General features: G+C 69.7%; 20 protein-coding genes and 3 pseudogenes. 7 read left to right on the top strand and 16 right to left on the bottom strand.

All coding sequences use genetic code 11. The features are described 5' to 3' along the window. Positions 1-51 precede the first annotated feature (51 nt). Positions 52-3,045 carry an eCIS core domain-containing protein gene (locus KM933_RS39150; RefSeq protein ID WP_260333316.1) on the bottom strand — a complete coding sequence of 998 codons (2,994 nt, stop codon included), beginning with the start codon at positions 3,043-3,045 and terminating at the stop codon, positions 52-54. A 641-nt stretch (positions 3,046-3,686) separates the two neighbouring features. Here KM933_RS39150 and KM933_RS09885 point away from each other — a divergent pair. After that, positions 3,687-4,421, top strand: coding sequence for a hypothetical protein (locus KM933_RS09885; RefSeq protein WP_221350355.1), 735 nt, complete (start codon positions 3,687-3,689; stop codon positions 4,419-4,421). Positions 4,422-4,581: 160 nt separating this feature from the next. Here the strand turns inward: KM933_RS09885 and KM933_RS40565 are convergent. From KM933_RS40565 to KM933_RS09870, 3 genes and pseudogenes are all read right to left on the bottom strand, one after another. Next, positions 4,582-5,039, bottom strand: a pseudogene (locus KM933_RS40565) (IS3-like element ISRhosp1 family transposase); the annotation flags it as partial. A gap of 426 nt (positions 5,040-5,465) precedes the next feature. Further along, a complete protein-coding gene (locus tag KM933_RS09875; RefSeq protein ID WP_221350351.1) occupies positions 5,466-6,074 on the bottom strand; it encodes a hypothetical protein in 609 nt (202 codons plus the stop codon). A gap of 185 nt (positions 6,075-6,259) precedes the next feature. Continuing rightward, on the bottom strand, positions 6,260-6,403 hold the full coding sequence (locus KM933_RS09870; RefSeq protein ID WP_221350349.1) for a hypothetical protein: 144 nt from the start codon (positions 6,401-6,403) through the stop codon (positions 6,260-6,262). An 854-nt stretch (positions 6,404-7,257) separates the two neighbouring features. Here KM933_RS09870 and KM933_RS39145 point away from each other — a divergent pair. Then, entirely contained in the window at positions 7,258-8,004 is a 747-nt protein-coding gene (locus tag KM933_RS39145; RefSeq protein WP_260333356.1) for a hypothetical protein, read from the top strand. A 153-nt stretch (positions 8,005-8,157) separates the two neighbouring features. On the opposite strand, the pseudogene KM933_RS39140 reads toward KM933_RS39145, so the two are convergent. The 6 genes and pseudogenes from KM933_RS39140 to KM933_RS09840 form a co-directional block, all read right to left on the bottom strand. Further along, positions 8,158-8,736, bottom strand: a pseudogene (locus KM933_RS39140) (SMP-30/gluconolactonase/LRE family protein); the annotation flags it as partial. Positions 8,737-8,770: 34 nt separating this feature from the next. Beyond that, positions 8,771-9,805, bottom strand: a complete 1,035-nt coding sequence (locus KM933_RS09860) for a sugar kinase (protein ID WP_221350346.1) — start codon at positions 9,803-9,805, stop codon at positions 8,771-8,773. Then, the gene (locus KM933_RS09855) at positions 9,802-10,470 is read right to left on the bottom strand and encodes a bifunctional 4-hydroxy-2-oxoglutarate aldolase/2-dehydro-3-deoxy-phosphogluconate aldolase (RefSeq protein ID WP_221350344.1); all 669 of its coding nucleotides are present in this window, start codon (positions 10,468-10,470) and stop codon (positions 9,802-9,804) included. The genes KM933_RS09860 and KM933_RS09855 overlap by 4 nt, the downstream gene beginning before the upstream one ends. Before the next feature lie 47 nt (positions 10,471-10,517). Further along, positions 10,518-11,660 (bottom strand): galactonate dehydratase, encoded by a 1,143-nt coding sequence (dgoD, locus tag KM933_RS09850; RefSeq protein ID WP_221350343.1) that lies wholly within the window; start codon positions 11,658-11,660, stop codon positions 10,518-10,520. Between the two features lie 146 nt (positions 11,661-11,806). Then, entirely contained in the window at positions 11,807-12,547 is a 741-nt protein-coding gene (locus KM933_RS09845; protein ID WP_221350341.1) for a FadR/GntR family transcriptional regulator, read from the bottom strand. Between the two features lie 221 nt (positions 12,548-12,768). After that, positions 12,769-13,104 carry an ArsR/SmtB family transcription factor gene (locus tag KM933_RS09840; protein ID WP_221350339.1) on the bottom strand — a complete coding sequence of 112 codons (336 nt, stop codon included), beginning with the start codon at positions 13,102-13,104 and terminating at the stop codon, positions 12,769-12,771. A gap of 169 nt (positions 13,105-13,273) precedes the next feature. Here KM933_RS09840 and KM933_RS09835 point away from each other — a divergent pair, with 169 nt between their 5' ends. Then, positions 13,274-14,416, top strand: a complete 1,143-nt coding sequence (locus KM933_RS09835; RefSeq protein ID WP_221350337.1) for an FAD-dependent monooxygenase — start codon at positions 13,274-13,276, stop codon at positions 14,414-14,416. A gap of 138 nt (positions 14,417-14,554) precedes the next feature. Here KM933_RS09835 and KM933_RS09830 read toward each other — a convergent pair. The 5 genes and pseudogenes from KM933_RS09830 to KM933_RS09810 all read right to left on the bottom strand — a co-directional run bounded on the left by KM933_RS09830 (position 14,555) and on the right by KM933_RS09810 (position 19,315). Continuing rightward, positions 14,555-15,057, bottom strand: a pseudogene (locus KM933_RS09830) (MmyB family transcriptional regulator). 218 nt (positions 15,058-15,275) lie between these two features. After that, the gene (locus tag KM933_RS09825; RefSeq protein WP_221350618.1) at positions 15,276-15,530 is read right to left on the bottom strand and encodes a hypothetical protein; all 255 of its coding nucleotides are present in this window, start codon (positions 15,528-15,530) and stop codon (positions 15,276-15,278) included. A gap of 32 nt (positions 15,531-15,562) precedes the next feature. After that, the gene (locus KM933_RS09820) at positions 15,563-16,705 is read right to left on the bottom strand and encodes an acyl-CoA dehydrogenase family protein (RefSeq protein WP_221350335.1); all 1,143 of its coding nucleotides are present in this window, start codon (positions 16,703-16,705) and stop codon (positions 15,563-15,565) included. Positions 16,706-16,791: 86 nt separating this feature from the next. Then, on the bottom strand, positions 16,792-17,412 hold the full coding sequence (locus KM933_RS09815; RefSeq protein ID WP_260333315.1) for a TetR/AcrR family transcriptional regulator: 621 nt from the start codon (positions 17,410-17,412) through the stop codon (positions 16,792-16,794). 85 nt (positions 17,413-17,497) lie between these two features. After that, positions 17,498-19,315, bottom strand: coding sequence for an AMP-dependent synthetase/ligase (locus KM933_RS09810; protein ID WP_221350333.1), 1,818 nt, complete (start codon positions 19,313-19,315; stop codon positions 17,498-17,500). 298 nt (positions 19,316-19,613) lie between these two features. Between KM933_RS09810 and KM933_RS09805 the strand changes: the two genes are divergently transcribed. Both KM933_RS09805 and KM933_RS09800 read left to right on the top strand, forming a co-directional pair. Further along, on the top strand, positions 19,614-20,822 hold the full coding sequence (locus tag KM933_RS09805) for an acetyl-CoA C-acetyltransferase (protein ID WP_221350331.1): 1,209 nt from the start codon (positions 19,614-19,616) through the stop codon (positions 20,820-20,822). A gap of 61 nt (positions 20,823-20,883) precedes the next feature. Then, positions 20,884-23,049, top strand: a complete 2,166-nt coding sequence (locus tag KM933_RS09800; protein ID WP_221350329.1) for a 3-hydroxyacyl-CoA dehydrogenase NAD-binding domain-containing protein — start codon at positions 20,884-20,886, stop codon at positions 23,047-23,049. Here the strand turns inward: KM933_RS09800 and KM933_RS09795 are convergent. Continuing rightward, positions 23,040-23,723: a TetR/AcrR family transcriptional regulator gene (locus KM933_RS09795; RefSeq protein WP_308013323.1), complete on the bottom strand. Its 684-nt coding sequence runs from the start codon at positions 23,721-23,723 to the stop codon at positions 23,040-23,042. The two genes, KM933_RS09800 and KM933_RS09795, sit on opposite strands and share 10 nt — an antisense overlap. 138 nt (positions 23,724-23,861) lie before the next feature. On the opposite strand from KM933_RS09795, the gene KM933_RS09790 reads away from it, so the two are divergent. Continuing rightward, on the top strand, positions 23,862-25,091 hold the full coding sequence (locus tag KM933_RS09790; protein WP_221350325.1) for an oxygenase MpaB family protein: 1,230 nt from the start codon (positions 23,862-23,864) through the stop codon (positions 25,089-25,091). A gap of 310 nt (positions 25,092-25,401) precedes the next feature. Beyond that, positions 25,402-26,625, top strand: a complete 1,224-nt coding sequence (locus KM933_RS09785) for an oxygenase MpaB family protein (protein WP_221350323.1) — start codon at positions 25,402-25,404, stop codon at positions 26,623-26,625. Positions 26,626-26,727: the final 102 nt, after the last annotated feature.

Here is a 26,727-nt window from a genome sequence, read left to right as displayed (position 1 = left end):
CCTCAAGGTCCCAGTCTCCAGGGTCCACGATCAAGGGGAAGCTTCACAGTCCTACTGGCTCGCGCCCTGGGCGGCGTACTTCTTCTCGATGTTCTCGGCCCGGCTCCTGAACGTGTTGAGCGGCATGAGCAGATGTTCCGCTATGGAGTTGGCGGAGACCCTCTGCTGCTGCGTGTGGATCAGTTCGTACAGCACGGCCTCGAACTGCGGGGTGAACACCATGTCCTTGGCGCTGAGTTTCGTCTCCGTCCCGGTCCGCGCGTTCTCCGCCTTCTGGGCCTCCCACCGGCGTCGCATGTCGGCGGGCATGGCCGCCTCCAGCCGTTCGGTCGCGCCCTCGACCTGGGCCAGGCGAAGACGCAGCTTGCGCGAGGGGCCGGTGAGCTGTGCCAACTGCTTGTCCAGTGAGACCGTGGACATCTTGAGACGCTTCGCGATCTGGATCCGCAGCGGGGCGTTGCCGTCGGACAGGTCCTTGATCTGGCGGCGCAACGCGTCGGGCCACGCCAGGGTGAACTTGCCGCCCTCGTCCGTACGGGCGTCGACCTCGGCCCAGAAGGCCGGGCCCGCGGCGGCGATCAGCTTCGGTTCCACCTCGGCCGCGAACTCCGCCCGCTCCCGTGCCAGCCGGTCCGCCTTCAGCTCCCGGGTGCCCGGCGCCTGAGCGCCCGCTCTGGTGCCGAGACGCAGATGGCTGGTGTGGGAGACCAGCGTCGACATCGCCTCGCCCTCGTCCTCGGCCTCGCTGTTGGACGGGGTGTCCACCACGCCCTGGATGTCGCCACCGGGCGGCAGTTCCCGTACGGTCTCGCCGCTCTTGTCCGTCCCCTTCACCGGTACCGTGTACCGCTGCTCCAGCCCTCCCTGCGCCCCCACCACGGCCTCACTGAGACCGTCCCCGGCGGGGGCGGGAACCACGTGCCTGGCGGTCGACTCGTACATGACGCGCTGATCGTCCCCCATGCTTTCGCGCATGTGGTCCGCGAACTCCTCGGATCGGGCGGCGTCGTGGCCGGTGAGGTTCTTGAAACCGCTTTCGACCGACTCCCGGAAGTAATGGTTCCCCCTCGGGTTGTACACCAGGTTCAGTTCGAGCTTCTCCCGGAAGTAGCGCAACATCGCGAGACACGCGTCGCACGGCCGCTTCGGGCCGCGGATGTGGATGGGGTCGTGCGCGGTCGCCCCGGTGAACTCCGCGTTCTGCAGCAGCTGGAGCAACTTCTGCTCGGCGTGCATCTTCCCCGCCCCGACCCCGTTGTGCACCAGATAGGCGTAGCCCGAGTACTCCCCGTCCTTGGCCAGCAGCGCGGCCAGGTGCCGGCGGTGCCCGGGCTCCTGGGACGCCTCGTTGGACACATCGACCAGACGGATACGCGAAGCTTCCCGCAGCGCCTTCAGGGTGGCGTTGTCCCGCTTGAATCCACCGGTGCCGCTCTCCGGCTCGTCCAGGTCCATCGCGTCCGTGCCCAGCGGCTCCAGCCGCTGGGTCTGCGGGGTGAGGCCCTCTCTGATCTTCAGCAGGGCCTGGTGGTCGCGTCGCTTGCGCTCCTGGCCCTTTTGGGCCCTGGCCCCCGGTGCCGCCGCACCGGTCTCCTCCTCCGGTTCGGTTCTGCGCCGTTTTCCGCCTTTGGTCCTGTCGGTCTGCTGGGCACCCGCCGGTCTTTTGCCCCTGCTCTTCACGGAAGCCGGGGCCTCGGCTTCGGCCTCGGCCTCGGACTCCGACTCGGTGTCGCTCCCGCCGCTCTCCGCCTCGTCCCGGACGCTGCCGAAGTCCGTCCCCATCAGCTTCTGGAGCGTGTCGGTGCCCCCCAGATCGTCGTCCTCGTCCAGTCCCCCGCCGAACTCCTTGAGCAGACGGAAGAGTCGGTGCATGGACTGGTTGTAGTTGCTGGCGAAGACCAGGTGGCCGTTGACCAGCATCGCCTGGATCTCCTGCTCCTTGACCGGTTCGGCCGCCTTCTTCTTCCCGGTCTTCTCCGCCTCGGCCTTCCCCGCTCCGGCCGTCGGCGCCGTCCCGCCGTCCCGCGCCCTCCGCTCCTCGTCGGCTATGGCGGTGAGCATCTGGCGCGTGAGGTGCCGGAGACTCTGCCCTTCCCGGTCGTTCTTGTAGTCACGGGCGTAACGGATCACCACCTCCTTGGTGATCCGGCCCCACTGCTTCTTGTTCTGCTTGCAGGTGCATGCCTTGGCGAGTTTGTCCACCTCGGCGATGATCTCCTCACGGCCGGGGAACTGCCCACCCGCCGCACCCTTCCCCCTGACGCTCGGCGTGCCTTTTTCCATCCGGGCCACGACCGGCCCGCGGCCTGCGTCACCGCCTCCACCGCCACCGCCACCGGTCCGGGATGTCCGCCGCCCGGCCGACGGCGCTCGGCCCGCGCCCGCGGCGAACGCCGTGCCGTCCGTCTCCGCCCGCTGCTCGGAGTCCTGCCGCGGATCGGTGACCGTGACTCCGGCATCGCTGGTGGTACCCGTTTCCCGTACCCCGGCGAGGTTGCTGCTGACGTGGCTCAGCTCGTGCCCGACCACCGACTTGTCGCCCGCGACGCTCGGCGGAAGAAAGATGTGGGAGCCGACTGTCATCGCCCGGGCGCCCAGCGCCGCGGTGGCCCGTTGAGCCACGTCGTTGTCGTGGATGCGGGTGGAGGACAGATCATTCTGGTAAAACGATTCTGCCTCTTTGCGAAGATCATCGGGTAGTGGACGACTCGGAGAGGCCATGGCGGCGTCAAGGAGCGCGCGCTGAACAACGGGTTCACCGTCCCCGCCCCTGTCGGTGTTCGCGCTGATGTCTGCGCCCGCATTTGCGTTCGGGTGGCCGCAGTCGGCACCGTGGACGTGCCGGGCCTCCTCGACCAGTCGCGCGACCACCCGGTTGCCCACCAGGCCCTGGAGGGCGGCAAGTTTCGCCGGGTTCATCGGCCCGCCGCCCGGGCCGCCGGTCAAGGGCGGGGTGCGGCGGGCCCCGGGTAAGGACGGTCTGCGGCGGGCCCCCGGCACCCGGTTCCCGGTCTTGTCCTCGGACTGCTCGTCGTGCGCGCGCATGGCGGTTTCCTCTCGGTCCGACCGACCGCGGCGTACACGGCCGTGCCCGCCGTTCTAACCGCCCGAATTGCGGCGCCAAAAGGGTCACACGGGCACACCCGAGGGCAACAGGACGCACGGAATGACTAGTTCTCCCCTATTCGCCAGGTCAGACGGTACGCCCAGGGTAGAATCTGGGATACCCGCTGCCGGCCTCGCCTTCCGGTCACGCCGTACGTTCCCTCCGAGGTGAACCGGGCGACGGGGCCCTCGATGCTGTCCACACCGGACACCCCGGGCCGAGCCTCCGTGTCGGGCGCGGCAGCCTGGGGCGTGGGGCCGAAGGCTGCGGCGAGCGCCTCGTCGACCTGCCGCCGAGGGGGTGGGGTACGGACGCTGTCAGGCGACAGGTCCAGGTCCCGCCAACATAAGGCAAGGCAAGGCAGGACGGGGCGGGCGGCGTCACCGGCCACCGACGGACGGGACCGCGACCGGACTCCAACTGCCTCGCTCCGAGGTTGGCCATGGGCGTGCATTCGTCTACTGGGAATTCCGAGTTGCAGTCGGGTGGTGAGGGTTCGGTCCGCAGCGTCGACTCCGGCCCAGCTTGATAGCCTGCAATCTTCGCCGGTCACCCGGACGGAGTCCCTCGGTGGGTCGCCATGTCACACCATCAGCAGCTCATGACAGCCCTCGACGCGCTGGACCGCGCCTTCGCCTCTGAAGAGCCGTTCCCCATCGGTGGCTGCACGTACTGCTACGGCGAGGAGGGACTCGCCGAACTCTCCGAACCGCTGCACCTCATACCCGACGACACAGTGGTCGCGGCCGCCGGAGAGGTGCCCAGCCACTGGGACGACTTCCCGCGTCTCTACCGCCGTCTCGTCCCGCGCATCATCCGCCCCCTTGTCACCAGTCAGCCCTACGTCTCCGAGGAGCTGATCGCCACCCGCCTGGTCGAAGCGGGCTGGAGCACCTGGGACGCGCCCCTGGCCGACGCTCTTCACAACGTCTGGACCGCATGGTGGCAGGCCACCTTGCACACCCACCCCAGGCCGGTGTCCATCAGGGACACCCTCGGCCTCATCACCGTCGTCACCGACAGCCTGCGCCCCTGGCTGGACGTATGGACCGCCACCCGGACCCCGGCCGCCGACGCGCACTTGGCGGATCTGATGGCCGACGTGCTGTTCGAGTGGCAGATCACCGACCTGAGCTTTGGGTTCTACGGCGAGTACCACGCCACTGCGGAGCTGGTGGAATGGCTCCTCACCGATGTGCGCGACCGTGTCACCGACTCCCGTCTCGACGATCCGGACTTCATTTGCCACCTCCAGCATCTGATCAGCACTCCAGCTGAGGTCTCGACCGACGCGCTTCACAAGGACGACTGCTGAGCTCACGGGGTTGGGGGGGTGTAAATCTAAGGGAATGTCGCTGATCAGGTTGATTCCCGGGTGTGGACACCGGCTTTCACGCGACGAGTGAAAGATCACGTGTTGTGATCAGTCGTTGTTCACACTCGGCCGGCGTGAGATGGCCGAGCGCGGAATGCCTCAGATGCCGGCAGTAGCCGGCGCGAGACGTCCCGAGCACACGGCAGATCCGCTTGACGCCGAAGTCCGCTCGATTGCCGGAGAGGAAGTCCCAGCGGCCAGGGCTCACTTCACCCCGCCAGGCGAAACAGGCGGCGGCCCGGCGCAAAATTTCGCGCTCCGGGTGCCATTCCTTCTCGGCCTCGAGCAGCCGGGCGTTCTGCGCCCGCAGCCGGGCCAGCTCCTGCGCCTCGCTCCCGCCCACGTCGCAGCATGCAGGCGCGGCCTCGGCCTCGGCCTTGCGGACCCGCGTCCGCAGCGACTCCGCGGCGAGCCGAGATCCGCGGCCACCGCCGCGTACGTCCGCTTGCCCGCCGCGGCGCGGCAGAGCGCGACGGCGTCTTTCCGGAACCCCTCCGGGTACGGAGACTTGCGTCCCGCCTGGACATCCCTCCCTGGACCATCAAGATCTGTTGTCAGGATGTCCACTCCAGAGGACCCACCTCAATTCAGACCCTCGCCCAGTCCAGCGAACCCGCGTCCGCGCCTGGTTCCATGGTCTGCCTCCGTCATTCACACCTGACATCGCCGGTCAGGGGCGAACCTTCCGGACTCTCCGCAGTGCGCCAAGCACGGCGAAGAGCCCGGATCATAATGCCTGGTTCACCCGGTGGGATCGGTACCGGGCAGGACGCCCGGATGGCTTGGCCCGGCGAGTTCGATACAAGCTCGACACAAAAAGGAGCAGCGAGCTGCTGCATCAGCCCTCCGCCACGCTCGACCAGGACACCTCAACAAGACCTTGTTAAGATTTCTGACGGCTTCCTGGGCCGCTCGGGGGTCAACCGGGCCCGGCGCATGCGTTCTCGGCGTTTCCTCAGGCCGAGAACGAGAGAAAACGCCGCCTCAGATAGTCGGGGTGTCGTCAACAATCGGCTTGTGAATCTCAACGACCGGCTTCCAACCCGCGGAGAACTCGATGAAGTCCGCACGGGTGGGGTAGGTGTCGATCGCGCGACGGTCACGCTTGGGGTTGTCGCCCCCCTTGCGCCCCCGGGGAATCTGCTCCTCGAAGATGTCGACCTTCACGTCGGGAACCTCCTTGAGGCCCTGGCGCCAAATCTGCACGACGTCGGCACCGAACGCCTGCCGGGCAGCAGCGTAAAGAGCCGTGAGAGCCCCCTTGTCCCCGCCAGGGACGAAAAGCGCCAAGTCCAGCACGACACCAGCGGACTGGAGGACTTCGATGGTCACCGAGCCGCTTTCGTCGGCCAAGTAGACTCCGGCTTCGTTCTCGTCGTCAGGAAGGCAGGAAACCTCTTCCTTAAATACGGTTCTCGCCGTGATCGAACCGCCCTCGAAATCCTCACCGGACTTGATCAGGAAAGCAGGGACATAGCAGTCGGGAATCTTGAGTTCTGCCGTGTCGGCGGAAACGAAAATCCTGTCCTTCACGCCGAGCTTCGACACCTCTTCCAGCGAGAGGCGGCGAGCGGTGATCTTCTCTGTGTTCACGATTTCCCTTTCAGGTTGCACTGTCCCTCCGAACGAGGACGCTACCACAGAACTCTGAGGTCAACTGCCCAGTAATCACTGGATACATGGCCTCCGACACCCTGTTCGGGAAGACACTGAAGTGAGTGCCACTCGGTCGGCAACACGCATCCGTCAGGTAGCGCCCCTCGTCATGGCATTGGGTGTCAACTGACGGTTTCATTTCGGTGCGCCGAATGGCGCAGAGGAATCAAAAAGAGCTTACGGTAGATATCGATCATATCCCCTTCGGGGAGATGGCGGCGAGGCAAGGCGAACCACTCGTCGCTCATCTCGAAGTCGTCGTGCATCTCGAAGAACGCAGCGGAAACCAGCCGGATGGTTCGACAGCGCGACAACGGAGAACCCCCGCCATCTTCTCACTCCGGGGATTCTTCCGTACCCGCCGGCCCGCCCGGAACCGATCCGGCGGTTACGCTCCGCAGCCGCATCCGGAGGAAGTGTCACGCTGCCCGGTGTGCCTGAAAAACGGGGGTCGACCCCGTGATTACGCGCCCGATGGGCAGCATGACACCCCAGCGTGACAGCCGGATCGGGGGAGCGTGACACGTGGGTGTGACAGCCCAACAGTCACCATCGGTGATCAGCGGACGGGGTGAGCGCGGGCGAGGAACGCGGCGAATGCGCCGGCTGCTTCGGGCTCGGTGGTGGCGATCCGGGCCGCGAACGCCAGTTGGTCGGCGTCGGCGTAGCCGCCGACTCGCCGGGTCGGCTCGTCACGGACGTCTTCGTCTCCGGCACGGGGCTCGGTCTGCTCCAGCCTGCCCAGCTCGCGCAGCGCCTGGAGGCCGTCGGCGCGGGCCGCGCCCCGGGCGGCCCGCGCAGCTCCGCCTCCCGCACCGCGGCGGCCGCGGCTTCGGCGGCCGGCTCGGCCCGGACGCCGTCGGCGAGGTCCTCGTGCCGGGACGCCCGCCGGGCGCCGAACCGCGCTTCCGCGAGGGCCGCCGCAACAGCGCCGGCGTTCATGCCCTTCGCCCGGCGCCGCGCTCTGACGGCCTGCCGCCTCCCCAGAGAACCCATACCGCCCTGGCGAGAGAATCCAGGCGTGCAGATGTTGCGATGGGGGGTAGTTGGATCTTCATTGGACGGTGTGGTGACCAGCCGTCATTTCACGGGGTTCATCTATTCGTCAGGGGGAGAAGACATGAAGTCGAATAGCACGATCGCGGTGGCCGTGCTGGTGTGTGCGGGTCTGACCGGGACGACGGCATGTGGCGGGAGCAGCGGTTCGTCCGACGGGGATGAGAAGAAGCCGTTCGCGGGACAGAGTGCGGACGCGGTCGCGGACAAGGCCAGCAGGGCCACCAAGGCCGCCCGCTCCGTCCGCATGGTCGGCACCGTCGAGGAACAGGGGCAGCCTGTCGAGATCGATGTGCGGGCGGACACCAAGGACGCGTGCACCGGCACCATGAGTGGACAGGGCACCACGGCCGAGATCATCGAGACCGCCGGAAAGAAGTACGTCAGGGGCAACGAGGCGTTCTGGGCGGCCTCGCTGAAGGGCCAGCAGGGCGCGGAGAAGGTCATTGCGCAGCTGGAAGGGAAGTGGGTCAAGACCCCCACGAGTGACGCGAGCATGCAGGACATCTGTGACAAGCAGGCGTTCCTCGCCGCGCTGGACAAGGACAAGTCCGAGCGCCAGGGCATGAGGAAGTCCGGCACCGCCACCGTCGGCGGCAAGGAGGCCATCGTGCTGAAGAAGAAGGACGGAGCGGAGACCTTCACCCTGTACGTCGCGACCGAGGGCAAGCCCTACCTGCTGAAGTTCGCCACCACCGGCGGCAAGAACCCCGGCAGCATGACGTTCAGCGACTACGACAAGCCCGTCGAAGCCACCGCTCCCCCGGCCGGCCGGACCGTCGACCCGAAGAAACTGGCTCCGGCCGGCTGAGTCTGAGGGGACCGGTGGTGCACCGGTCCCCTCACCACCGGAACAACGTTCCCGCTTCATGACCGGGCTCCCACTCGACAGCCCCCTCCTCCACGCGACCGCCGTCCGCACCGCGCCCTCGGCGTCCACGGCCATGCCGTCGGGGCTGCCGTCCCCGATCCGGACGAACTCCTCGCCCGCGTCGAGGCCGCCGTCGCGCGGGTCCACGCGGTGGCGCCGTACGACGCCGCGCGCGCTGTCCGCGGGATACATCGTGGTGCCTTCGCGGTCGAGGACGGGCCCGTTGGGAATGGTGAGGCCGTCGAGGACGCGCGTGACCGTGCCGCCGGGGTCGACCCGGTACAGCGACCCCGCGCCGGGTGTCCCGTCGTACGCCGTGCTCCCGGCCCAGAACCGGCCGTGCGGGTCGGCGCGTCCGTCGTTCATGCGCATCGCCGTCGGCGCGTCCCGCTCGGGGGTGGCCAGCCACTCGGGGGCCGCGTCCCGGTCCAGCAGGCAGACACCGGTACCGGCCGTGGCGATCCAGGTGCCGGGCCGGCCGGCGACCGGGGCGACCGCACCCAGGGGGACGTCCAGCCGGACGAGGGTCCGCAGCGGGCCCGCGCCGCCGTCGCCGGGTGTCAGGAGACGGCCGGTGAGGATGTCGACGCAGACCAGTCGGCCGTCGCTCCAGCGGACGCCCTCGCCGAGGTCCAGGCGGCCCGGCGCGTCCAGAGGCGTCAGGTCGGTCATGGGGTGGGCTCCCGGTGGGCGTGGGCGTGGGCGGTCAGCGGATCGTCGTTCCGGGGGCCGCGGCGAGCAGCGGCAGTTCGTCGCGCCGGGGCAGCCCTTCCCAGTCGCCGTCCGAGGCGACGGCGAAGGCCCCGAGCGTGTTGGCGCGGGCCAGTCGTTCGCCGGGCGGCAGGTGGTCGAGCAGGCCGGAGAGGTAACCGGCGCAGAAGGCGTCGCCCGCGCCGACCGTGTCCCGTACGGGCACGCGCAGAGCGGGGACCGTGTGCTGTGAGCCGTCCCGGTCGCGCAGGGCGGCCCCCTCTCCCCCGCGTTTGACGACGACTTCGCGCACGCCGGCGTCCAGCAGCGCGGCGACGGCCCGCTCCTCCCCCTCGGGCCGTTCACCCAGGGTGTGGGTCACCACGGGCAGTTCGTCGTCGGAGGCGATCAGGACGGTGACGTACGGCAGCAGGGGCAGCAGTGCCCTGCCCGCTTCCCCGTCCGTCCACAGCCGCTGCCGGTGGTTGACGTCCAGGGCGACGGTCCAGCCGTGGGTGTGCGCATGGGCGGCTGCCTCGTGCACCGCCCGCAGCGGGCCGACGCCGAGGGCGGCGGTGATGCCGGTCAGGTGCAGGACGCGCGCCCCGGCGTCCAGGGCGGGTGCGAGATGGGCGGGGGTGAGCAGGGAGGCGGCCGAGTGGCTGCGCCAGTAATGGACGCGTACCAGGTCGGCGACGCGCCGCTCGCGGAGCAAGCCTCCGGTGGGGGCCTCGGAGCGGACGCCGGCCCAGGTGGTGTCGACCCCTTCGGCGCGGAGCGTGCGCAGGACCAGGCGCCCGGGCTCGTCGTCGCCGACGAGCCCGGCCCAGGCGGCCCGGTGGCCCAGCCGGGCCAGGCCGATCGCCACGTTGGACTCGGCGCCGGCGATGGTGGTCCGCGCCTCGGCTCCGACGGCGAGCGGGCCGGGGAGCTGCGCGGCGAGCATGGTCTCACCGAACGTGAGCACGTCGACGGGGTCGGATCCGGTACTCGGAGGGCCCGGGACGGCTGGGGCGTCGAGGCCGCCCGGGGTCCCCGGGGCGGCGGTCATGCCGGCCCCTGCGGGGCGCCGTGGGCGCAGAGGGCGACGAAGCGGCGGGCGCGTTCACGCAGGGCGTCCAGGTCGCCGCCCTGCACGGCGTCGCCCACCAGGGGCGAGCCCACCCCGACCGCGACGGCTCCGTGTCCGAGGTACTGCGCCGCGCTGACGGGGTCCACCCCGCCGACCGGCACGAAGGACAGGTCGGGGAAGGGGTCGCGCAGGGCCTTGAGGTAGGCGGGGCCGCCGACGGAGGCGGGGAACAGCTTCACGGCGTCGGCCCCGGCCCGGTGCGCGGCCACGGCCTCGGTCGGGGTGAGGGCGCCGGCCAGGACCGGCAGTCCGGCGCGGACCGAGGCCGCCACGGATTCCGTGAGCGCGGGGGTCACGATCCAGCTCGCGCCCGCGTCCCGGGCGCGGGCGACGTCCTCCTCGGTCAGCACGGTCCCGGCCCCGACGTGGGCCGAGGGACCGGCCTCGGCGACGGCCCGGCGAATGACACCGAGGGCGTCGGCGGTGTTGAGGGAGACCTCGACGAGGTCCACGCCCTCGTCGAGCAGGGTCAGGACCGTGCGCAGGGCGGCGTCGGCGTCGGGACCGCGCACGATGGCGGCCAGGCGGGTGCGCCGCAGCGCGGCGGAGAAGCCGTCGGTGTTCGGGGGGTGCGGAAGGCTCATGTTCACGTCCAGGAGGGTCGGGCACGGAGGTCGGGGGCCTGCGGGGATCACCACTCGGCGCAGGAGCCGTCGGTGTGCCGCCACAGCGGGTTGTGCCAGTCGGCGACGGTGCCGTCGGCGTCGCGGACCGCCTTCTCGTCCACCTCGATGCCGAGGCCCGGGGCCGCGGTCCGCACCAGGTGGCCGTCGCGGAAGCGCAGCGGCGCGGTGTCGATCAGGTAGTCCAGGGGGCCGGTCCCCACGTGGTAGTGGATGCCTATGCTCTGCTCCTGGATCAGGAAGTTCGGCGTGCTGAACGCGACCTGGAGGCTGGCGGCGAGCGACACCGGTCCCAGGGGGCAGTGCGGGGCGAGGAGCACGTCGAAGGTCTCCGCGAGCGCGGCGATCCTGCGGACCTCGGAGATGCCTCCGGCGTGGGAGGGGTCGGGCTGGAGGACCGCGACTCCGGCGGTGAGGGCGGGGAGCACGTCGGTGCGCGAGTAGAGGCGTTCCCCGGTGGCCAGGGGCACCGGGGACGCCGTGACCAGGTCGCGCAGCCGGTGGGTGTACTCGGGCAGGACGGGCTCCTCGACGAAGAGCGGGTTGAAGGGGGCCAGGTGCGGGAGCACCTTGGCCGCGTTGGCGACCGTGAACCGGCCGTGGAAGTCGACGGCGAAGTCCCGGTCCGGTCCGAGCGCCTCGCGGGCGGCGGCGCGGGAGACGACCTCGTCGATGTCGCGGGTGGTCGCCAGCCGGTTCATGCGCCCGGAGGCGTTCATCTTCACCGCGGTGAAACCGGCCTCCACCTGCTGCCGTACGGCTTCGGCGATCTGGCCGGGTTCGTCGCCGCCCACCCAGGTGTAGGCCCGTACCCGCTCGCGGACGGGGCCGCCGAGCAACTGGTGCACGGGGGCGCCGTACACCTTGCCCGCGATGTCCCACAGGGCCTGGTCCAGGCCGGCGACCGCACTGGAGAGGACCGGGCCGCCGCGGTAGAACGAGCCCTTGGTCATGGTCTGCCAGTGGTCCTCGATCCGCAGCGGGTCACGCCCGACGAGCAGTTCGGACAGTTCGCGCACGGCCGCGCGCACGGTGGCGGCGCGGCCCTCGACCACCGGTTCCCCCCAGCCGACGACGCCGTCGTCCGTCTCGACCCGGCACAGCAGCCAGCGGGGCGGCACCGCGAAGGTCTCGACGCGGGTGATCTTCATGCTTCTCCTCGGTACGGCCGGGCACCGCCGGCCGGCGGTGGCTGCGCCCGACCTGACTCCATTATTAAATATGAATTAACGGAGAAGGCCAAACCTCCCGCCTGAGGCGCCGATCACAGGGCCCCGGCCCCGCGGAGGACGCAGGGTCAGTGCGCCCGGCCGGAGGAACGGCGGCCCGCCGGGACCGCAGCGCCTCCGGTGAGCTGGTCCAGGTCCTCGACCGCCTTCGCCAGGAGTTCGAGCATGGCGAGTTCGGCCCGGACCGGATCGCCGTCGCGCACGGCGTCGAGAACGGCACGGTGACTGGGTACGGGGTCGCCCGCGGAGGCATGGGCGTGGACGAGGCGGTCACGCTCCCGCAGACCCGGCTCCAGCAGCATGTCCATGCGGGCCAGCATCTCGTTGCCGGTGGCCGCCAGGAGGGCGCGGTGGAAGGCGGCGTCGGCCTCGGCGGCGTCGGAGGAGTCCGCCCGGGCCCGCCCCATGGAGGTGAGGGCGGCCTCCATGGCCTTGAGGTCGGCGTCCGTCCGGTGCAGGGCGGCGCGGCGCGCGGCCGCCGGCTCGACGATGGAGCGGACGTCGGCGAGATCCCGCATCAGTTCCTCGCCCGCGCCCTCCTCGACGTGCCAGCGGATGACGTCCGCGTCGAGCAGGTTCCAGTACCTGCGCTCCCTGACGAACGTGCCCCGCTTCTGCCGCGCGTCGACGAGCCCCTTGCCCGCCAGGACCTTCAGCGACTCGCGCATGACGGTCAGGCTGACGTCCAGTTCCTCCCCGAGCACCCGCAGTTCCAGCGTGGTGCCCTCGGGCACGGCACCGCCCACGATGCGGGCTCCGAGCGACTGGACCACCTGCCCGTGCACACCGCGGGCGCTGTAGGCCGCCATGCCGCCATCTCCTCGTACGTCGGGCGCACCCGAGGTGCGCGGACCGGGGCGCCCCAAGGCCTGCGAGCGCGGGCCCATGATAGCTCCATGCATTATTTATCAATACATCTTGACGGTCTCCTGGCCGACGCTTCAGGGCGGTCTCCCGCACCCGCGTCCCCTACGGCTGGATCCGGTCGAGCTCGCGGCCCAGGGCCGACCCGGACTCCTCCCCGGTGTGCTCAGCGAGGAGCGGCACCGCCCGGGGACTCTGCTTCCAGGAGCGCGAGCAGCCCGGGGAATCTCTTCTCGATGTCCGCGCGCCGCAGCCGGACGCCCTTGCGGTTGCCGTAGTCGATCTCGTCGATGAGACCCGCCTCGCGCAGGACCCGGAAGTGGTGGGTCTGGGTCTGCTTCGAGATCGGAAGATCGAAGGAGTTGCAGCCCCGCTCGCTGTCGCTGCGGTCGGCGGCCAGCCTCGTCATCACCGAACGACGGTGCTCGTCGGCGAGGGCGCGGAACACCGCCCCCAGATCGAGCGCATCGGCCTCCGGGCCGCCCAGGTTCTTCCCGGCCACACGGCACTCCCTTCAGGTACGACTTGAATCGTACCTGAAGGATGTGCTCCACTGAGGTACGAAATTTTTCGTACCTTGGTCCGGTCGCGCTGCCCCCTGCCGTCGCTCACTGAGCCCCTGCCCGGCGCTCGCCGGGACCTGGTCACCGACACTCCGAGAGGTCGTCTTCATGAAGAAGCCCGAGGTGCTGATAATTGGTGCCGGAATTGCAGGACCCGCACTCGCCTACTGGCTCTCCCGCAACGGATACCGGCCGACGGTCGTCGAACACGCCCGGCAGCTGCGCTCCGGCGGGAGCGCGATCGTCGTGAAGGGGCCCGCGATCCCGGTCGCCGACCGCATGGGCATCCTCCCGCAGCTCCGCGGACTCGCCACCCGCAATCGGTCACTGACCCTGCTCGACCCCGGAGGCAGGCGAATCCTGCAACTCCCGCTCGCCTCCGGCAAGGCGCCGACGGTCGAGGTGACCCGGGCCGACCTGTCCGAGGTGCTCCACCGGTCGGCGCAGGCCGAGACCGAGTTCGTGTTCGACGACACGGTCACCGCTCTCGACCAGGACGGAGGCGGGGTCGACGTCACCTTCCGGCGGTCCGCGCCACGGCGCTTCGACCTGGTCGTCGGTGCCGATGGGATGCACTCCACCGTACGGCGCCTGGTATTCGGACCCGAGCAGCAGTTCGCCGGCGACCTGGGCCTGTACGGCGCGACCGTGCCGCTGGAACCCGACGCCGTCGAGGACCCGAGCGAGATGACGATGCTGACCGTGCCCAACCGGATGCTCGTCGTCCACCCCTCGCGGACCACCCCGCTCGCGATCTTCACCTTCCGGCCCGCACAGCCGACGCCCCACGACCGCAAGAACGTCGCCCTTCACAAGCAGACCGTGGCCGACGCCTACGCCGACGTGCCGTGGCGGGCACCGGAACTCGTGGCGGCGTTCCTCGACCACCCGGCCCCGTTCTTCGATCCCTTGACCACCGTCCGGATGCCCTCGTGGTCCCGCGGACGGGTCGTACTGCTCGGGGACGCGGCGGCGGCGACAGCCCTGCTGGGCGACGGGTCCAGCATGGCGATGGCGGGCGCGTACACCCTTGCGGAAGAACTCACCGCCCATCCCGGTGATCACGCCCGCGCCTTCGCAGCCTACGAGACACGGCTGCGCCGTGAGGTGGGTCCGCGGCAGCGACGCGTCGGTCCGCTCTCCCGGCTCATGGTGCCCCGCACCCGGCAGGGCCTCGCGGTGCGCAACGCAGTGGGCCGCGCGGTCGGCCGCACGAACCGGATCGCCCCTCGCGAAGCCGCGAACCGGTAGACCGGGTCCACGAGCCGGTCGAACAGCTCGCGGGACATGCCGGTCAGGGCGGGCTGCGTGAGCAGATGGATGGCCCCGGCCGGGATGGGCGGTGCCTTCGCCAGGTCCGGCACATGGAGATCATTCCGTAAGGACTTCTCAGCCGGGTACGTCCATACGCTGTGTGCCGACGACCGACAGCAGCCGTAGTGCCTGCTCCGCGGGAGAGCCGGGCCCGATCGTGAAGAGCACGACCTGTTGGTCCTGGTCGGTGATGTCGAGGAGATCGCAGTTGAGGGTGATGGGGCCGATCAGGGGTGGTCGACGGTCTTGCGCAGGGTGAGGTCGGGGCGCACGTCGTGAGCGGCCCACAGACGGGCGAACGTCGCGCTGCCGCCGGCGAGGTGGTGCAGGTGGTCGCGCTCGGCGTTCGACAGGCGCAGGGCCCGAGCCAGGCCGGCGAGTACCTCGCGCGAGGGGCGCGGACCGCGGGCCTGCTCGAGGCGCGTGCAGTACTCGGTCGAGATGAACGCCAGCTGCGCCACCTCCTCGCGGCACAGCCCCGGGGTGCGGCGGCGCGGCCCGGCGGGCAGTCCCACGTCGGCAGGGGTGATGCGCTCGCGCCTGCCGCGCAGGAAGCCGGCCAGCTCTTGTCTGTCCATGCCTCCAGTGTGCGTGGGTGCTGCGGAGCCGATCCAGGTACCGCCGGTGCCTGGATCGGCTCCACGGCCGGGCGCAGGCTTGCTGTCACGGACAACGCGCAGATCACCGACACCGCAGTCTCCGCCGGGGGCCTGCCGTCAACGGTGGTGCGCACCCGACCGGTCCCGGCGCATGTATCGGCGCATTCCCCGGCTGGTGATACCGGGCCGGCGAATCATCACTCATCGAACAGAAACGGACAGACATCATGATCAAAATGGTCATGACGCTGAAGCGTCGCGAGGGCATGACTCATGACGAGTTCGCCCACTACCAGCGGAACGTCCACAGGCCGCTCCTCATGTCCGTCCCGGACGGTCGGAATGTCGTCCAGAAATCCGAGCGCGTCGGCGTCGGCGGCTGCGGCGAGGAGTTCCGCCCGCCCCACCCACTGCATACCGCCCTGGGTGACGGGGTGTTCCACGCCGGACATCTCACAGAACCGTGTGGCCGGCACCGCCTCCCCTACAGTCCGTAGGTCTTGCCGATGATCTCCCGCTGGATCTCGCTGGTTCCGCCGTACACCGTGGAGACGACGGTCGACCGGAGCAGGGCTTCCATGCCGTATTCCGTGGCGTAGCCGTAACCGCCCATCATCTGCATGCCCTCCAGGGCCACGTGCTTGGCGAGTTCGGTGCATTTGAGTTTGGCCATGGACGCCTCGCGTGCGAATACGCGGCCGGGTTCGGCGTCGATGGCGGCGGCCACGTCGTCGAGGAGCAGTCGCGCGCATTCGAGTTCGGTGGCCATGTCCGCGATCCGGTGCTTGAGCGCCTGGAAGGAGCCGATGGGCCTGCCGAACTGTTCCCGCTGGCGCACATAGGTGAGGGTGTCGTCGAACGCCCGCTGCGCGACACCCAGCATCAGGGCGGCGAGGATCATCCGTTCCAGGTTCAGCCCGGCCATGAGCTGGGCCCATCCCTGTCCGGGGGTACCGACGACCGCGGAGTCGGGTACGAAGCAGTCCGTGAGATAGAGGTCGTTGACGTCCTTGCCTCCCATGGTGTCGATGCCCCTGATCCGGAGGCCCTCGGCATCGGTGGGCAGCATGAACTGGGTCAGGCCGTGGTGCTTGGACCCGCCCCGCTCCGTGCGCGCGATGAGCAGCACATGGTCCGCGAAGTGCGCGTTGGAGCACCACGTCTTCTGTCCGTTGACGAGGTAACCGCCGCCGGTGCGTTCCGCGCGACAGGTCAGGGCGCCCACGTCGGAGCCGGCGCCGGGTTCCGACATCGAGACGGCCTCGACCCGGCCGTTGACCACACCTTCGAGTACGGTGCGCTTCTGCTCCTCGGTGCCGAACTTCTCGTAGGCCGCGGCCGAGATGGCAGTGGTCCCGAACCCGCCGATGGGCGCCAGCCCGTAGGAGGTCTCCTGGAGGAACAGGCAGAGGTCCGTCATTCCCTGACCCGCGCCTCCGTACTCCTCCGGGATCGCGATGCCGAGCCAGCCCAGCGCGGCCATCTTCTCGTACAGCTTCTGGTTGTGCTGTTCCTGGCCGCCCGCGGTCAGTTTGTCGCGCTGCTCCTTCGTCCCGCACTCACGACGGCAGAAGTCGGCGATCGTCTTGACCAGATCACGGCGTTCGTCTGACAGGACTCGGGGCATGATGCTCTCTTTCCTCGGCAAGGGCCGTGAAGGTGTTCTGCCGTAAGGACGTTCTGCTGTAAGGACGTTCTGCCGTGAAGGTGTTCTCACTCGTCCCGCAGGGCGGGGAAGACGGTGTCGACCAGGTGGAGCACGGTGCGGGTCAGCATCACGTGCAGGTCGCTGCGGCTGAGGGTGCCGCGCACCAGCCATTCGCGGGAGGCTGCCTTCAGCATGCCGCTGTGGGCGCGGACCATCGCCCGGAGCTTCTGCCGGCCCTCGGTGACGTCCGCCATCATCGCCGCCTCGAGAACACGGTCGGTGGCGATCTCGTCGGCTTCGAGCATGATCTGGTCGATCTCCGGATCGTTGCCCAGGGCTTCCAGGCCGATCGCGGACAGCCACATGTCCCGGTTGCGTTCCACGACTTCGAGCCAGCGGTCGACGCAGATCGACACGCGCTCCTCGGCCGTGGTCGGCGGGAGCCGCTCGGAGACGGAGGCCGGGACGACCATCATCTGCCGGACGACCTCCAGGTAGAGCTGTCGTTTGCTGCCGAAGTAGTGGCTGACCAGGGCACGCGCCACACCGGCCTCGGCGGCGATGTCCGCGATGGACACCGTGGTGTAGCTGTGGGCGCCGAACAGTCCGCGTGCGACACCGAGTATCTCCGCGCGCCGGGCGTCCGGTTCCATCCGGCGTCGCTGAGCCTCGCGCTGAACGCCCATGTGGTCATTGCTCCTTCGTGGTCCGGCGTGTCTGCCCTACGTCCGGCGTGTCCGGCGTGTCCGGCGTGTCCGGCCTACGTGTACATCACGTGTACATCGACTCGATCGCGGCGGCGTGCAGTTCGTCGATGGCACGGCGCCGCAAGCTCAGCTTGGGCGTCAGCTCACCGCTCTCCGCGGTCCAGGGGCCGGCCAGGACAAGGTGCTTCTTCACCTGCTCCGCGCGGGAGAGCACCGCGTTCGCCTCGGCAACCGCCTCGTCCAGGGCCGACAGCACCACCGGGTCGCGGGTCAGCGCGTCCAGGTCGCACCCGTCGATCCCGTTCGCCCTGGCCCAGACCGGCGCCATGTCCTCGTCGAGCACCAGCAGGGCGGTGACGTAGCGCCGTCGGTCCCCGATCACCACCGCGTGGGCGACCAGGGGGTGCGCACGCAGCAGGGATTCGATCCTGGTCGGGGCGATGTTCTTGCCGGCGTCGGTGATGATGATTTCCTTCTTGCGGTCGGTGATGGTGACCAGCCCCCGTGAGTCGACCGTTCCGACGTCGCCGGTGGGCAGCCAGCCCTCGGCGTCGGTCGCGCTCTCGATGCGGCCGTCGGCCTGCAGGTAGCCGAGGAACACGACGGGGCCGCGGACGAGAAGTTCACCGTCACCGGCTTCCCGCACCTCGATCCCCGGCCCGGCCCGCCCGACCGAGCCGAGCGCGAACACCTCGGGTGTGCTGACCGTCGCCGCGCCGGTGGTCTCACTCAGTCCCCACACCTCGTACACCGGCAGTCCCATGCTCGCCAGGAATTCCAGGACGCCGGGGGGAATGGGTGCCGCGCCGCTGAAGGCCCGGTGGCATTCGTCGAGTCCCACGGCCCTTCGCAGGGGCCGCATCACCTGCTCGTCGAGTTGCTCCAGGGGTTCGGCGAGCTCCGCCGGGACGTCCATGCCCCCGGAACGAAGGCGATACACCTCAAGAGCGATCTTCCGGGCCTGTGCCACCGCCGCCGTCTGCTGTTCGTCGAGTGCCGCCAGCCTCGCCTTCAGGCCGGCCGCGAGCTTCTCCCACACCCGGGGCACTCCGAAGAAGCCCTGTGGGCGCACGGTGAGCAGTGCGGGCAGGAGCCGGTCGGGCTCCGGGCATATCGTGACGTGGCCCGCGTTGCAGATCGGCATGTAGATCCCGAGCACCCGCTCGGCGATGTGTGCCATCGGCAGGTACGCGACCGACCTCGGATGCTCCGGGACGGGCACGAGCCGGTCCTGCATCAGGGACTCGTGGATCACGTTGCGGTGCGAGAGCACCACGCCCTTCGGGTCACCGGTCGTGCCCGAGGTGTACACCAGGGCCAGCGGCTGGTCGGGAGTGGCCTCGTCCGTGAGCGCCTCGAAGGCGGCGTCGTCGGGTGGTACCGCGCCGCGCACGGCGGCGTAGCTGACGAAACGCGGGTCACCGGGCGGGGCCGCGTCCCAGTCGAGGAGGACGACGGCGCGCAGATCCGGCCGGTCCTCCAGGATCGGCTGCCAGCGGTCCAGTTGCTCCTTGCCCTCCAGGACGAGGACGGTGGCGGCGCTGTGCCGGGCGACGGCTCCGATCTGGTCGGTGCTCAGCGTGTCGTACGTGCTGCACGACAGGGCGCCGACGTGGATCGCGGCCAGGTCGGTGACCCAGTGCTCGGCCCGCTTGGACATCGCGACGAGCATGCGGTCGCCCCGTTCGAGTCCAAGGGCCGTGAGACCGCGGGTGAGAGCGGCGACCTCCGCACGCAACTGCGACCACGACAGCGTTCCGGCGTCCGACCCGATGCCGGTGGTCAGCGCCGGACGTCCGGCGAACCGCTGGGCGTTGCGACGCAGCAGCGCGGGGATCGTCAGCCCTTCGACGGACTCGTGCAGCTGCTCTGCTGTGGCCACGGCGGGCTCCCTCCATGACGTGGGTGGACTCCTGGGCGGTCCCCACACTGAACTCCTCTTGGCCATGAGTCAACAGGGGCGACAGCAGGGGCTCACACCGACCAGCTTGCCCTGCAACACTTCCGTCAACTGGATAGATCGTGTTGCCAGTTGAAGCGTGCACCCTCTATTGACGCATAGCCAATAGAGCCTCTTACTTGTCTTCACTTGTCTTCACTTGTCTCCGGCGGAGCCGTCGGGCGCACCGGAGGCGTCCGGATCGGCGGGCGGTCGCCCGTCGGCGGAGAGGAAGTGCACAGTGGCCGAAGCATTCGTCTACGACGCGATCCGCACCCCGCGTGGCCGGGGCAAGCGGGGTTCGCTGTACCACGTCAAACCGTTGTCACTGGTGACGGGCCTGATCGAGGAGCTCCGCCGCCGCCACCCGGGGCTGGATCCGGAGCGGCTGGACGACGTCGTCCTCGGCGTGGTCTCCCCGGTCGGGGACCAGGGCATGAACATCGCCAAAGCGGCGGCGCTGGCGTCCGGACTGCCGGACCAGGTGGCCGGCGTCCAGCTCAACCGGTTCTGCGCCTCGGGCCTGGAGGCGGTCAACACGGCGGCGCAGAAAGTCCGTTCCGGCTGGGAACAGCTGGTGATCGCGGGCGGTGTGGAGTCCATGTCGCGCGTGCCGATGGGCAGTGACGGCGGCCCCATGGCCGCGGACCCGGAGACCGCGTTCGACACGTACTTCGTGCCGCAGGGCATCGGCGCCGATCTGATCGCGACCATCGAGGGGTTCTCCCGCGAGGACGTGGACGCTTACGCGGTCCGGTCCCAGGAGCGTGCCGCGCAGGCGTGGTCCGGCGGCCACTTCGCGAAGTCCGTGGTGCCGGTCCGGGACCGCAACGGGGTCACCGTGCTCGCCCAGGACGAGCACCCCCGCCCGGAGACGACGGCGGCGACACTCGGCGGGCTGAAGCCCTCGTTCGCCGGCATCGGCGCGATGGCGGGCTTCGACGCGGTGGCCCTGCAGAAGTACCACTGGCTGGAGCGCATCGAACACGTCCACACGCCGGGCAACTCCTCCGGCGTCGTGGACGGTTCGGCCCTGGTCCTGGTCGGCACGGAGCGGGCCGGCTCGGAGCTCGGCCTGGCGCCTCGCGCCCGGGTCGTGGCGACCGCGGTCAGCGGTGCCGATCCGACGATCATGCTCACCGGGCCGGCCCCGGCGACCCGGAAGGCGCTGGACCTCGCCGGACTGACGGTCGACAACATCGACCTGTTCGAGGTCAACGAAGCGTTCGCCGCCGTCGTCCTCCGTTATGTCAAGGACCTCGGTCTGCCCGTCGAGAAGGTCAACGTCAACGGGGGTGCGATCGCCATGGGGCATCCGCTGGGCGCCACCGGGGCGATGCTCGTGGGCACCGCCCTGGACGAACTGGAGCGTCGCTCCGCGCGCCGGGCGGTGGTCAGCCTCTGTGCCGGTGGCGGCATCGGCATCGCCACCGTGATCGAACGGCTGTGAGGACCTGCCGCTCTTCCCGCCCGCCGACCGCGCACGCCCTCTCGGAAGGAGAACCGGACCCATGCCGGAGAGGAACATGATCCACTGGGAACGGGGAGCCGACGGTGTCGTCGTACTGACCATGGACGACCCGGATCAGCCCGTCAACACGATGAACCAGACCTACGTGGAGTCGATGGAAGCCACCGTCACCCGTCTGGAGGCGGAGCGGGAGGACATCGCCGGTGTCGTCCTCGCTTCCGCCAAGAAGAGCTTCTTCGCCGGTGGCGACATCGGTTTCATGAGCGAGGCGGGGCCCGGGAACGCCGGGGAACTCAGCGAGCTGTGCACGGTCCTGAAAGCACAGCTGCGCCGGCTGGAGACGCTCGGCAGGCCGGTGGCCGCGGCCATGAACGGCACGGCCCTCGGCGGCGGACTGGAGATCGCGCTCGCCTGCCACCGGCGCATCACCCTGGACACGACCGGCAGCCGTTTCGGGCTTCCCGAAGTGACCTTGGGACTTCTGCCCGGCGTCGGCGGCGTCAGCCGGACCGTACGTCTTCTGGGACTTCAGGAGGCGCTGGCCGGCGTCCTGCTCACGGGGCGGCGGTACAAGCCCCAGGAAGCACTCGCCAGAGGGCTGGTCCATGAACTCACCCGGACACCGGAGGAGACGCTCGCCCGGGCCAGGCAGTGGGTCCTGGACCATCCCGAGTCCGTTCAGCCGTGGGACACCGCGGGATTCCGGATCCCCGGCGGCGATCCCTCCCATCCCGGAGTCGCGGCGATCCTGCCGACCCTTCCGGCACACCTGCGCAAGCAGCTGAAGGGGGCCGACCTGCCGGCACCTCGCAACATCCTCGCCGCAGCCGTGGAAAGCGCGCAGGTCGACCTCGAGGCGGGACAGCGGATCGAGACCGGTTACCTCGTCGAACTCATGACGGGTCAGGTCTCGGCCAACATGATGCAGGCGTTCTTCCACGACATGCGGCGCATCAAGTCCGGTGGCAGCCGTCCCGAGGGCCGTCCCCGCCACATCGCACACAGGGTGGGTGTGCTGGGTGCCGGCATGATGGGTGCCGGGATCGCGTACTCCTGCGCCCGCAGCGGTGTGCCCGTAGTCCTCAAGGACGTCTCCTACGAGGCGGCGAAGACGGGCAGGGGTCACTCCGAGCGTCTCCTCGCCGAAGCCGTGGCGCGCGGCCGGCTCTCCCGGGCCGAGTCCGACGAGATCCTCGCGCGCATCATGCCGACCGCCGATCCCGCGGACCTGGCCGGCTGCGATCTGGTGATCGAGGCCGTCTTCGAGGACCCGGACCTCAAGCAGCGGGTCTTCCGTGAGATCGAGGACGTCGTCGCGCCGGACGCCGTGCTGGGGTCCAACACCTCCACCCTGCCGGTCACCGGGCTGGCGAAGGGCGTCAGGCGTCCGGAGGACTTCATCGGCCTGCACTTCTTCTCCCCCGTCGACAGGATGCCCCTGCTGGAGATCGTCACCGGGGAGGAGACCGGCGAGCGCACCGTGGCGAAGGCCGTCGACATCGCGCGCCAGATCGGCAAGACGCCCATCGTCGTCAACGACAGCCGGGGCTTCTTCACGAGCCGGGTGATGTCCAAGTTCCTCGACGAGGCGGTGGCCATGGTCGGTGAGGGCCTGTCTCCCGCCTCGGTCGAACAGGCCGGCTCCCAGGCCGGTTATCCCACGCCGCCCCTGCAACTGCTGGACGAACTGACCCTGACCCTGCCGCGGAAGATCCGGGAGGAGACCAAGGCCGCCGCGTCGGCCGGGACGGGGCAGTGGCATCCGCACGGTTCGGAGCCGGTCGTGGACCGCATGATCGACGAATTCGGGCGGGGCGGGCGCTCCGCGGGCGCCGGGTTCTACGAGTACGTCGACGGTCGGCGGGCAGGACTGTGGCGCGGCTTGTACGAGCACTTCGCCGTGCCGGGACGCGAGATCCCGTTCGAGGACATGAAGGAGCGGATGCTCTTCTCCGAGGCGCTGGAGGCGGTCCGGTGCCTCGACGAGGGCGTGCTCCGCTCGGTGCCCGACGCCAACGTCGGCTCCCTTCTGGGCATCGGTTTCCCTCCGTGGACCGGCGGGGTCCTGCAGTACGTCAACGGTTATCCCGGCGGTCCTCACGGCTTCGTCGTCCGGGCCAGGGAGCTGGCCGGACGGTACGGAGAGCGGTTCGAGCCGCCGGCGTCCCTGGTGACGACGGCGGAGAAGGGCGGACGCTACGGCTGAGGCGAGTGCGGTGGGCCGAGCATCGGGACGAGGAACTGCCGCGCCGCCGCGCGCACCTGTTCCTCGTCGTCGAGGTCGAGCACATGGCTGGGAATGATCAGGAACGAGGCGGAGACCCGGACCATCATCTCGGCCACCATGTCCACCTCCACATGGCCGGCGATGTTGCCCGCGACCTGTTCCTGACGCAGCCGCGACGCGACGAACTGCTGTACCACGCCCAGCGTGCGGCCCCCGTCACCGGTCATGGACGGCACGAGAGCGTCCGGTTCGGCAGCGATGAGACCACCGACGAGAGGGTTGTGGCGAATGGCCCGCAACGAGCTCGCGAACCCCAGGACAACCCGGTCGGCGACGGTCCCGGCGTCCCGGATGTCCTCGATGAAACGGTCGAAGTAGCGCCGGAACTCGCGCCGCACGACCTGCTCGACCAACTGGTCCTTGGTGGCGAAGCGACGGTAGACGGTGATCCGGGAGACGCCGGCCAGCCGCGCCACGTCCGCCATGGTCGAGCGTTTGATGCCCATGCGGCAGAACTGCTCATAGGCGGCGTCGAGCAGGCGCGCCGACATCTCGTCGTCCTGGTCGGCACCGTCGGCGGCCTCGGTGAACGCGATCTCCAGTACGGACGGAACGTCGGACGGCCGTCCGAGAGCCGACAGGACGGGTTCCACGGGTACCTCCCTGATTCGGTACAGCCTCTGGCGTTCACATCGCACATGTGCTCCCCTGATGAAACACAGAAGCAGGATGCGTTTCATCGTACCAACCCGGACAGTCGTGTCGCAGAACTCAAGGAGGAGTTCGGAGCAATGGACGGACTCAGCAGGCGCAGGATGTTGTTCGCGGGCGGGGCCCTGGGAGCGTTCGGGGCGCTGGGCGTGGCGTCGCCGGCCCGCGCACGGTCCCTCTGGACGTGGGCGCCGAGCGGTTCGGTGGCGGGCAAGGGCGCGGGAATCGACCCGGAGTGGGTCTGGGACGAGGAGGCCGACCAGCTGGTCGCCGCCGTGATCCGACGCGGCGACGTACCCGAGGTCAACGAAGCGCTGCGCACGTGGACCCGCAACGACCAGCCGCTGCCGGCCGGACTCCCCGCGGACCTGCGCGACTTCATGGAGACGGCCCGCCGGCTCCCGTCCTGGGCGGACCGGGGCAAACTCGAGACCGCGGCCGACTTCAACAAGTCCAGGGGCCTCTACCTCAACCTGCTCAACGGAGTGGGAGGCGGCATGCTCAGTACCGCCATCCCCCGCGAGGCGCGCGCCGTGTACTACTCCAAAGGCGGCGCCGACATGGAGGACCGTGTCGCCAAGACGAGCATGCTGGGCTTCGCCGTCGGGGACCTGAACGCGTACCGGCCCGACGGCGACGTCATCGTGCAGGCCGTCAAGACCCGCCTGGTCCACGCCGCCGTACGGCACCTGCTGCCGCAGTCCCCGGGCTGGGAGCGGACCAGCGGCGGCCAGGCGATCCCCATCAGCCAGCAGGACATGCTGGTCACCTGGCACAGCCTGCCCACCTACGCCATGCGGAAGATGCTCGAGTGGAAGGTGCCCATCACCTCGGCCGAATCGGTGGCCTATCTGCACGTGTGGCAGGTGACCGCGCATCTGCTCGGCATCCGGGACGAGTACATACCCGCCACCTGGGACGCGGCCGACTCACAGTCCGACCAGGTCCTCGACCCCGTCCTGGCACCTACGCGCGAAGGTGTCGAACTGACCGACATCCTGCTGCGCCAGCTCGCCGAGCAGACCAGCCCCGGCGGCATCGACCGGCCCCTGGTCGACGCACTCGCCCGATACCTGGTCGGCGACCAGGTCGCCGACTGGGACGGCATCCCACGCGAACCGTTCTGGGAGAAGGCGATAGAGACCGCCTGGCCGAAGCTGGTCGCTTTCCGCGAGAAGCTGATCCCGCTGCCGATGGTGCCGCCGCTGGCCTGGACGATCGACGAGGCAGCCCGCAAATACATCCTGTTCTACCTCACCAAGGGCCGGGGAACGCACATCGAGATCCCCGAGACCAACCGCCCCGGTTGAGAAGGGACGGCACCCGCGCAGGCAACGGCCCCGAACCGGCGGCCGGCAGGCGCACGCGACACAGGAGCGTCCGACCGGCGCGGAGGAAGCAAACAGGACACCGCCCCACAGGTCCCGGCGTCACACAGGACGCAGGAGGTTCGCGCACCAACGGGAGACCCGCCCGGCACCCCCGACGCGTGACGACCTGTCGCCTCCCGTACGGACGTCCGAGGCCGGTCCTCGCGCGGGAGGACGGACGCACCACAGCTCTCTCACCCCTTTCACCCCTCAGCGAGCATCAGCAGGAATCAAGGAGGAGTTCAGAGCAATGGACGAACTCAGCAGGCGCAGAATGTTGATCACAGGCGGAGCGCTCGGAGCACTCGGAGCACTCGGAGCGGCGTCACCGGCGAGCGCACGGTCGCTGTGGACGTGGGCACCGAGCGGTTCGGTGGCGGGCAAGGGCGCGGGAATCGACCCGGAGTGGGTCTGGGACGAGGAGGCCGACCCGGTGCTGGCCGCCGTGATCGAACGCGGGGACACGGCCAGAGTCAACGAGGCGTTACGCAAGTGGACCCGCAACGACCAGCCGCTGCCGGCCGGACTCCCCGCGGACCTGCGCGACTTCATGGAGACGGCCCGCCGACTGCCGTCCTGGGCGGACCGGAGCAAGCTCGACGCCGCGGCCCGGTTCACCAAGAAGAAGGGCATCTACGCGGGCGCCCTGTACGGGCTGGGCAGCGGGCTGATGAGCACCGCCATCCCACGGGAGGCGCGCGCCGTCTACTACTCCAAGGGCGGCGCGGACATGAAGGACCGCATCGCCAAGACCGCCCAGCTCGGGTACGACGTCGGGGACCTGGACGCCTACCAGCCGCAGGGCGGAATGATCGTGACCGCCGTGAAGACCCGGCTGGTGCACGCCGCCGTACGGCACCTGCTGCCGCAGTCCCCGGGCTGGTCCCAGACCAGCGGCGGCCAGACGATCCCCATCAGCCAGGCCGACATCATGGTCACCTGGCACAGCCTCTCCACATTCGTCATGCGCAAGCTACTCGATTGGAGGGTTCCGGTCAGCTCCGCAGAGTCCGACGGTTACCTGCACGTGTGGCAGGTCACCGCGCACATGCTCGGCGTCCAGGACGAGTACATACCCGCCTCCTGGAACGAGGCCAACGCACAGGCCGCGCAGGTCCTCGATCCCCGGCTCGCCGCCACGCCCGAGGGCAGGGAACTGACCGACGTCCTCCTCGACATCGTCGCCGAACTCGACGCCGGCCTCACCCGGCCCCTGATCAACGCCTTCGGCAGGTACACACTCGGCGACCGGACCGGCGACCTGATCGGACTGGACAGGGAACCCTTCTGGCAGCCGCTGATCGCAGCCGCCTGGCCGCTGCTGGTGGCCTTCCGCGAGGGACTCATCCCCCTGCCGCTGGTCCCCGAGGCGGCTTGGGTCGTGGAAGAGGCCATCCGCAAGTTCGTCCTGCTCTTCCTCGCCGAAGGACGCGGCATCCACCTCGAGATCCCCGACACCAACCGCCCCTCCTGAGGCACATCCGGCATGCCCGGCGCGAGGGCCCCGTCATCAGCGGCGTATCCTCGCGTCAGTTCCACGCCCCGTCCGTACTCGCCACGACGGCCCGTGCCACCC

The sequence above is a fragment of the Streptomyces beigongshangae genome (genome assembly GCF_019710745.1).
GTDB classification, from domain to species: domain Bacteria; phylum Actinomycetota; class Actinomycetes; order Streptomycetales; family Streptomycetaceae; genus Streptomyces; species Streptomyces beigongshangae.
Note: the sequence above shows the minus strand (reverse complement) of the source record. Positions and strands in the feature narration are given on the sequence as shown.

Bases quoted from the DNA above. Each gene is read 5' to 3' on its own strand.
- KM933_RS09885 (WP_221350355.1), top strand. From the start codon at position 3,687: ATGTCACACCATCAGCAGCTCATGACAGCCCTCGACGCGCTGGACCGC.
- KM933_RS09870 (WP_221350349.1), bottom strand. From the start codon at position 6,403: ATGCACGACGACTTCGAGATGAGCGACGAGTGGTTCGCCTTGCCTCGC.
- dgoD (WP_221350343.1), bottom strand. From the start codon at position 11,660: ATGAAGATCACCCGCGTCGAGACCTTCGCGGTGCCGCCCCGCTGGCTG.
- KM933_RS09800 (WP_221350329.1), top strand. From the start codon at position 20,884: ATGCCGGAGAGGAACATGATCCACTGGGAACGGGGAGCCGACGGTGTC.
- KM933_RS09815 (WP_260333315.1), bottom strand. From the start codon at position 17,412: ATGGGCGTTCAGCGCGAGGCTCAGCGACGCCGGATGGAACCGGACGCC.
- KM933_RS09825 (WP_221350618.1), bottom strand. From the start codon at position 15,530: ATGTCCGGCGTGGAACACCCCGTCACCCAGGGCGGTATGCAGTGGGTG.
- KM933_RS09785 (WP_221350323.1), top strand. From the start codon at position 25,402: ATGGACGAACTCAGCAGGCGCAGAATGTTGATCACAGGCGGAGCGCTC.
- KM933_RS09835 (WP_221350337.1), top strand. From the start codon at position 13,274: ATGAAGAAGCCCGAGGTGCTGATAATTGGTGCCGGAATTGCAGGACCC.
- KM933_RS39145 (WP_260333356.1), top strand. From the start codon at position 7,258: ATGAAGTCGAATAGCACGATCGCGGTGGCCGTGCTGGTGTGTGCGGGT.
- KM933_RS09855 (WP_221350344.1), bottom strand. From the start codon at position 10,470: ATGAGCCTTCCGCACCCCCCGAACACCGACGGCTTCTCCGCCGCGCTG.
- KM933_RS09845 (WP_221350341.1), bottom strand. From the start codon at position 12,547: ATGGCGGCCTACAGCGCCCGCGGTGTGCACGGGCAGGTGGTCCAGTCG.
- KM933_RS09820 (WP_221350335.1), bottom strand. From the start codon at position 16,705: ATGCCCCGAGTCCTGTCAGACGAACGCCGTGATCTGGTCAAGACGATC.
- KM933_RS09860 (WP_221350346.1), bottom strand. From the start codon at position 9,805: ATGACCGCCGCCCCGGGGACCCCGGGCGGCCTCGACGCCCCAGCCGTC.
- KM933_RS09790 (WP_221350325.1), top strand. From the start codon at position 23,862: ATGGACGGACTCAGCAGGCGCAGGATGTTGTTCGCGGGCGGGGCCCTG.
- KM933_RS39150 (WP_260333316.1), bottom strand. From the start codon at position 3,045: ATGCGCGCGCACGACGAGCAGTCCGAGGACAAGACCGGGAACCGGGTG.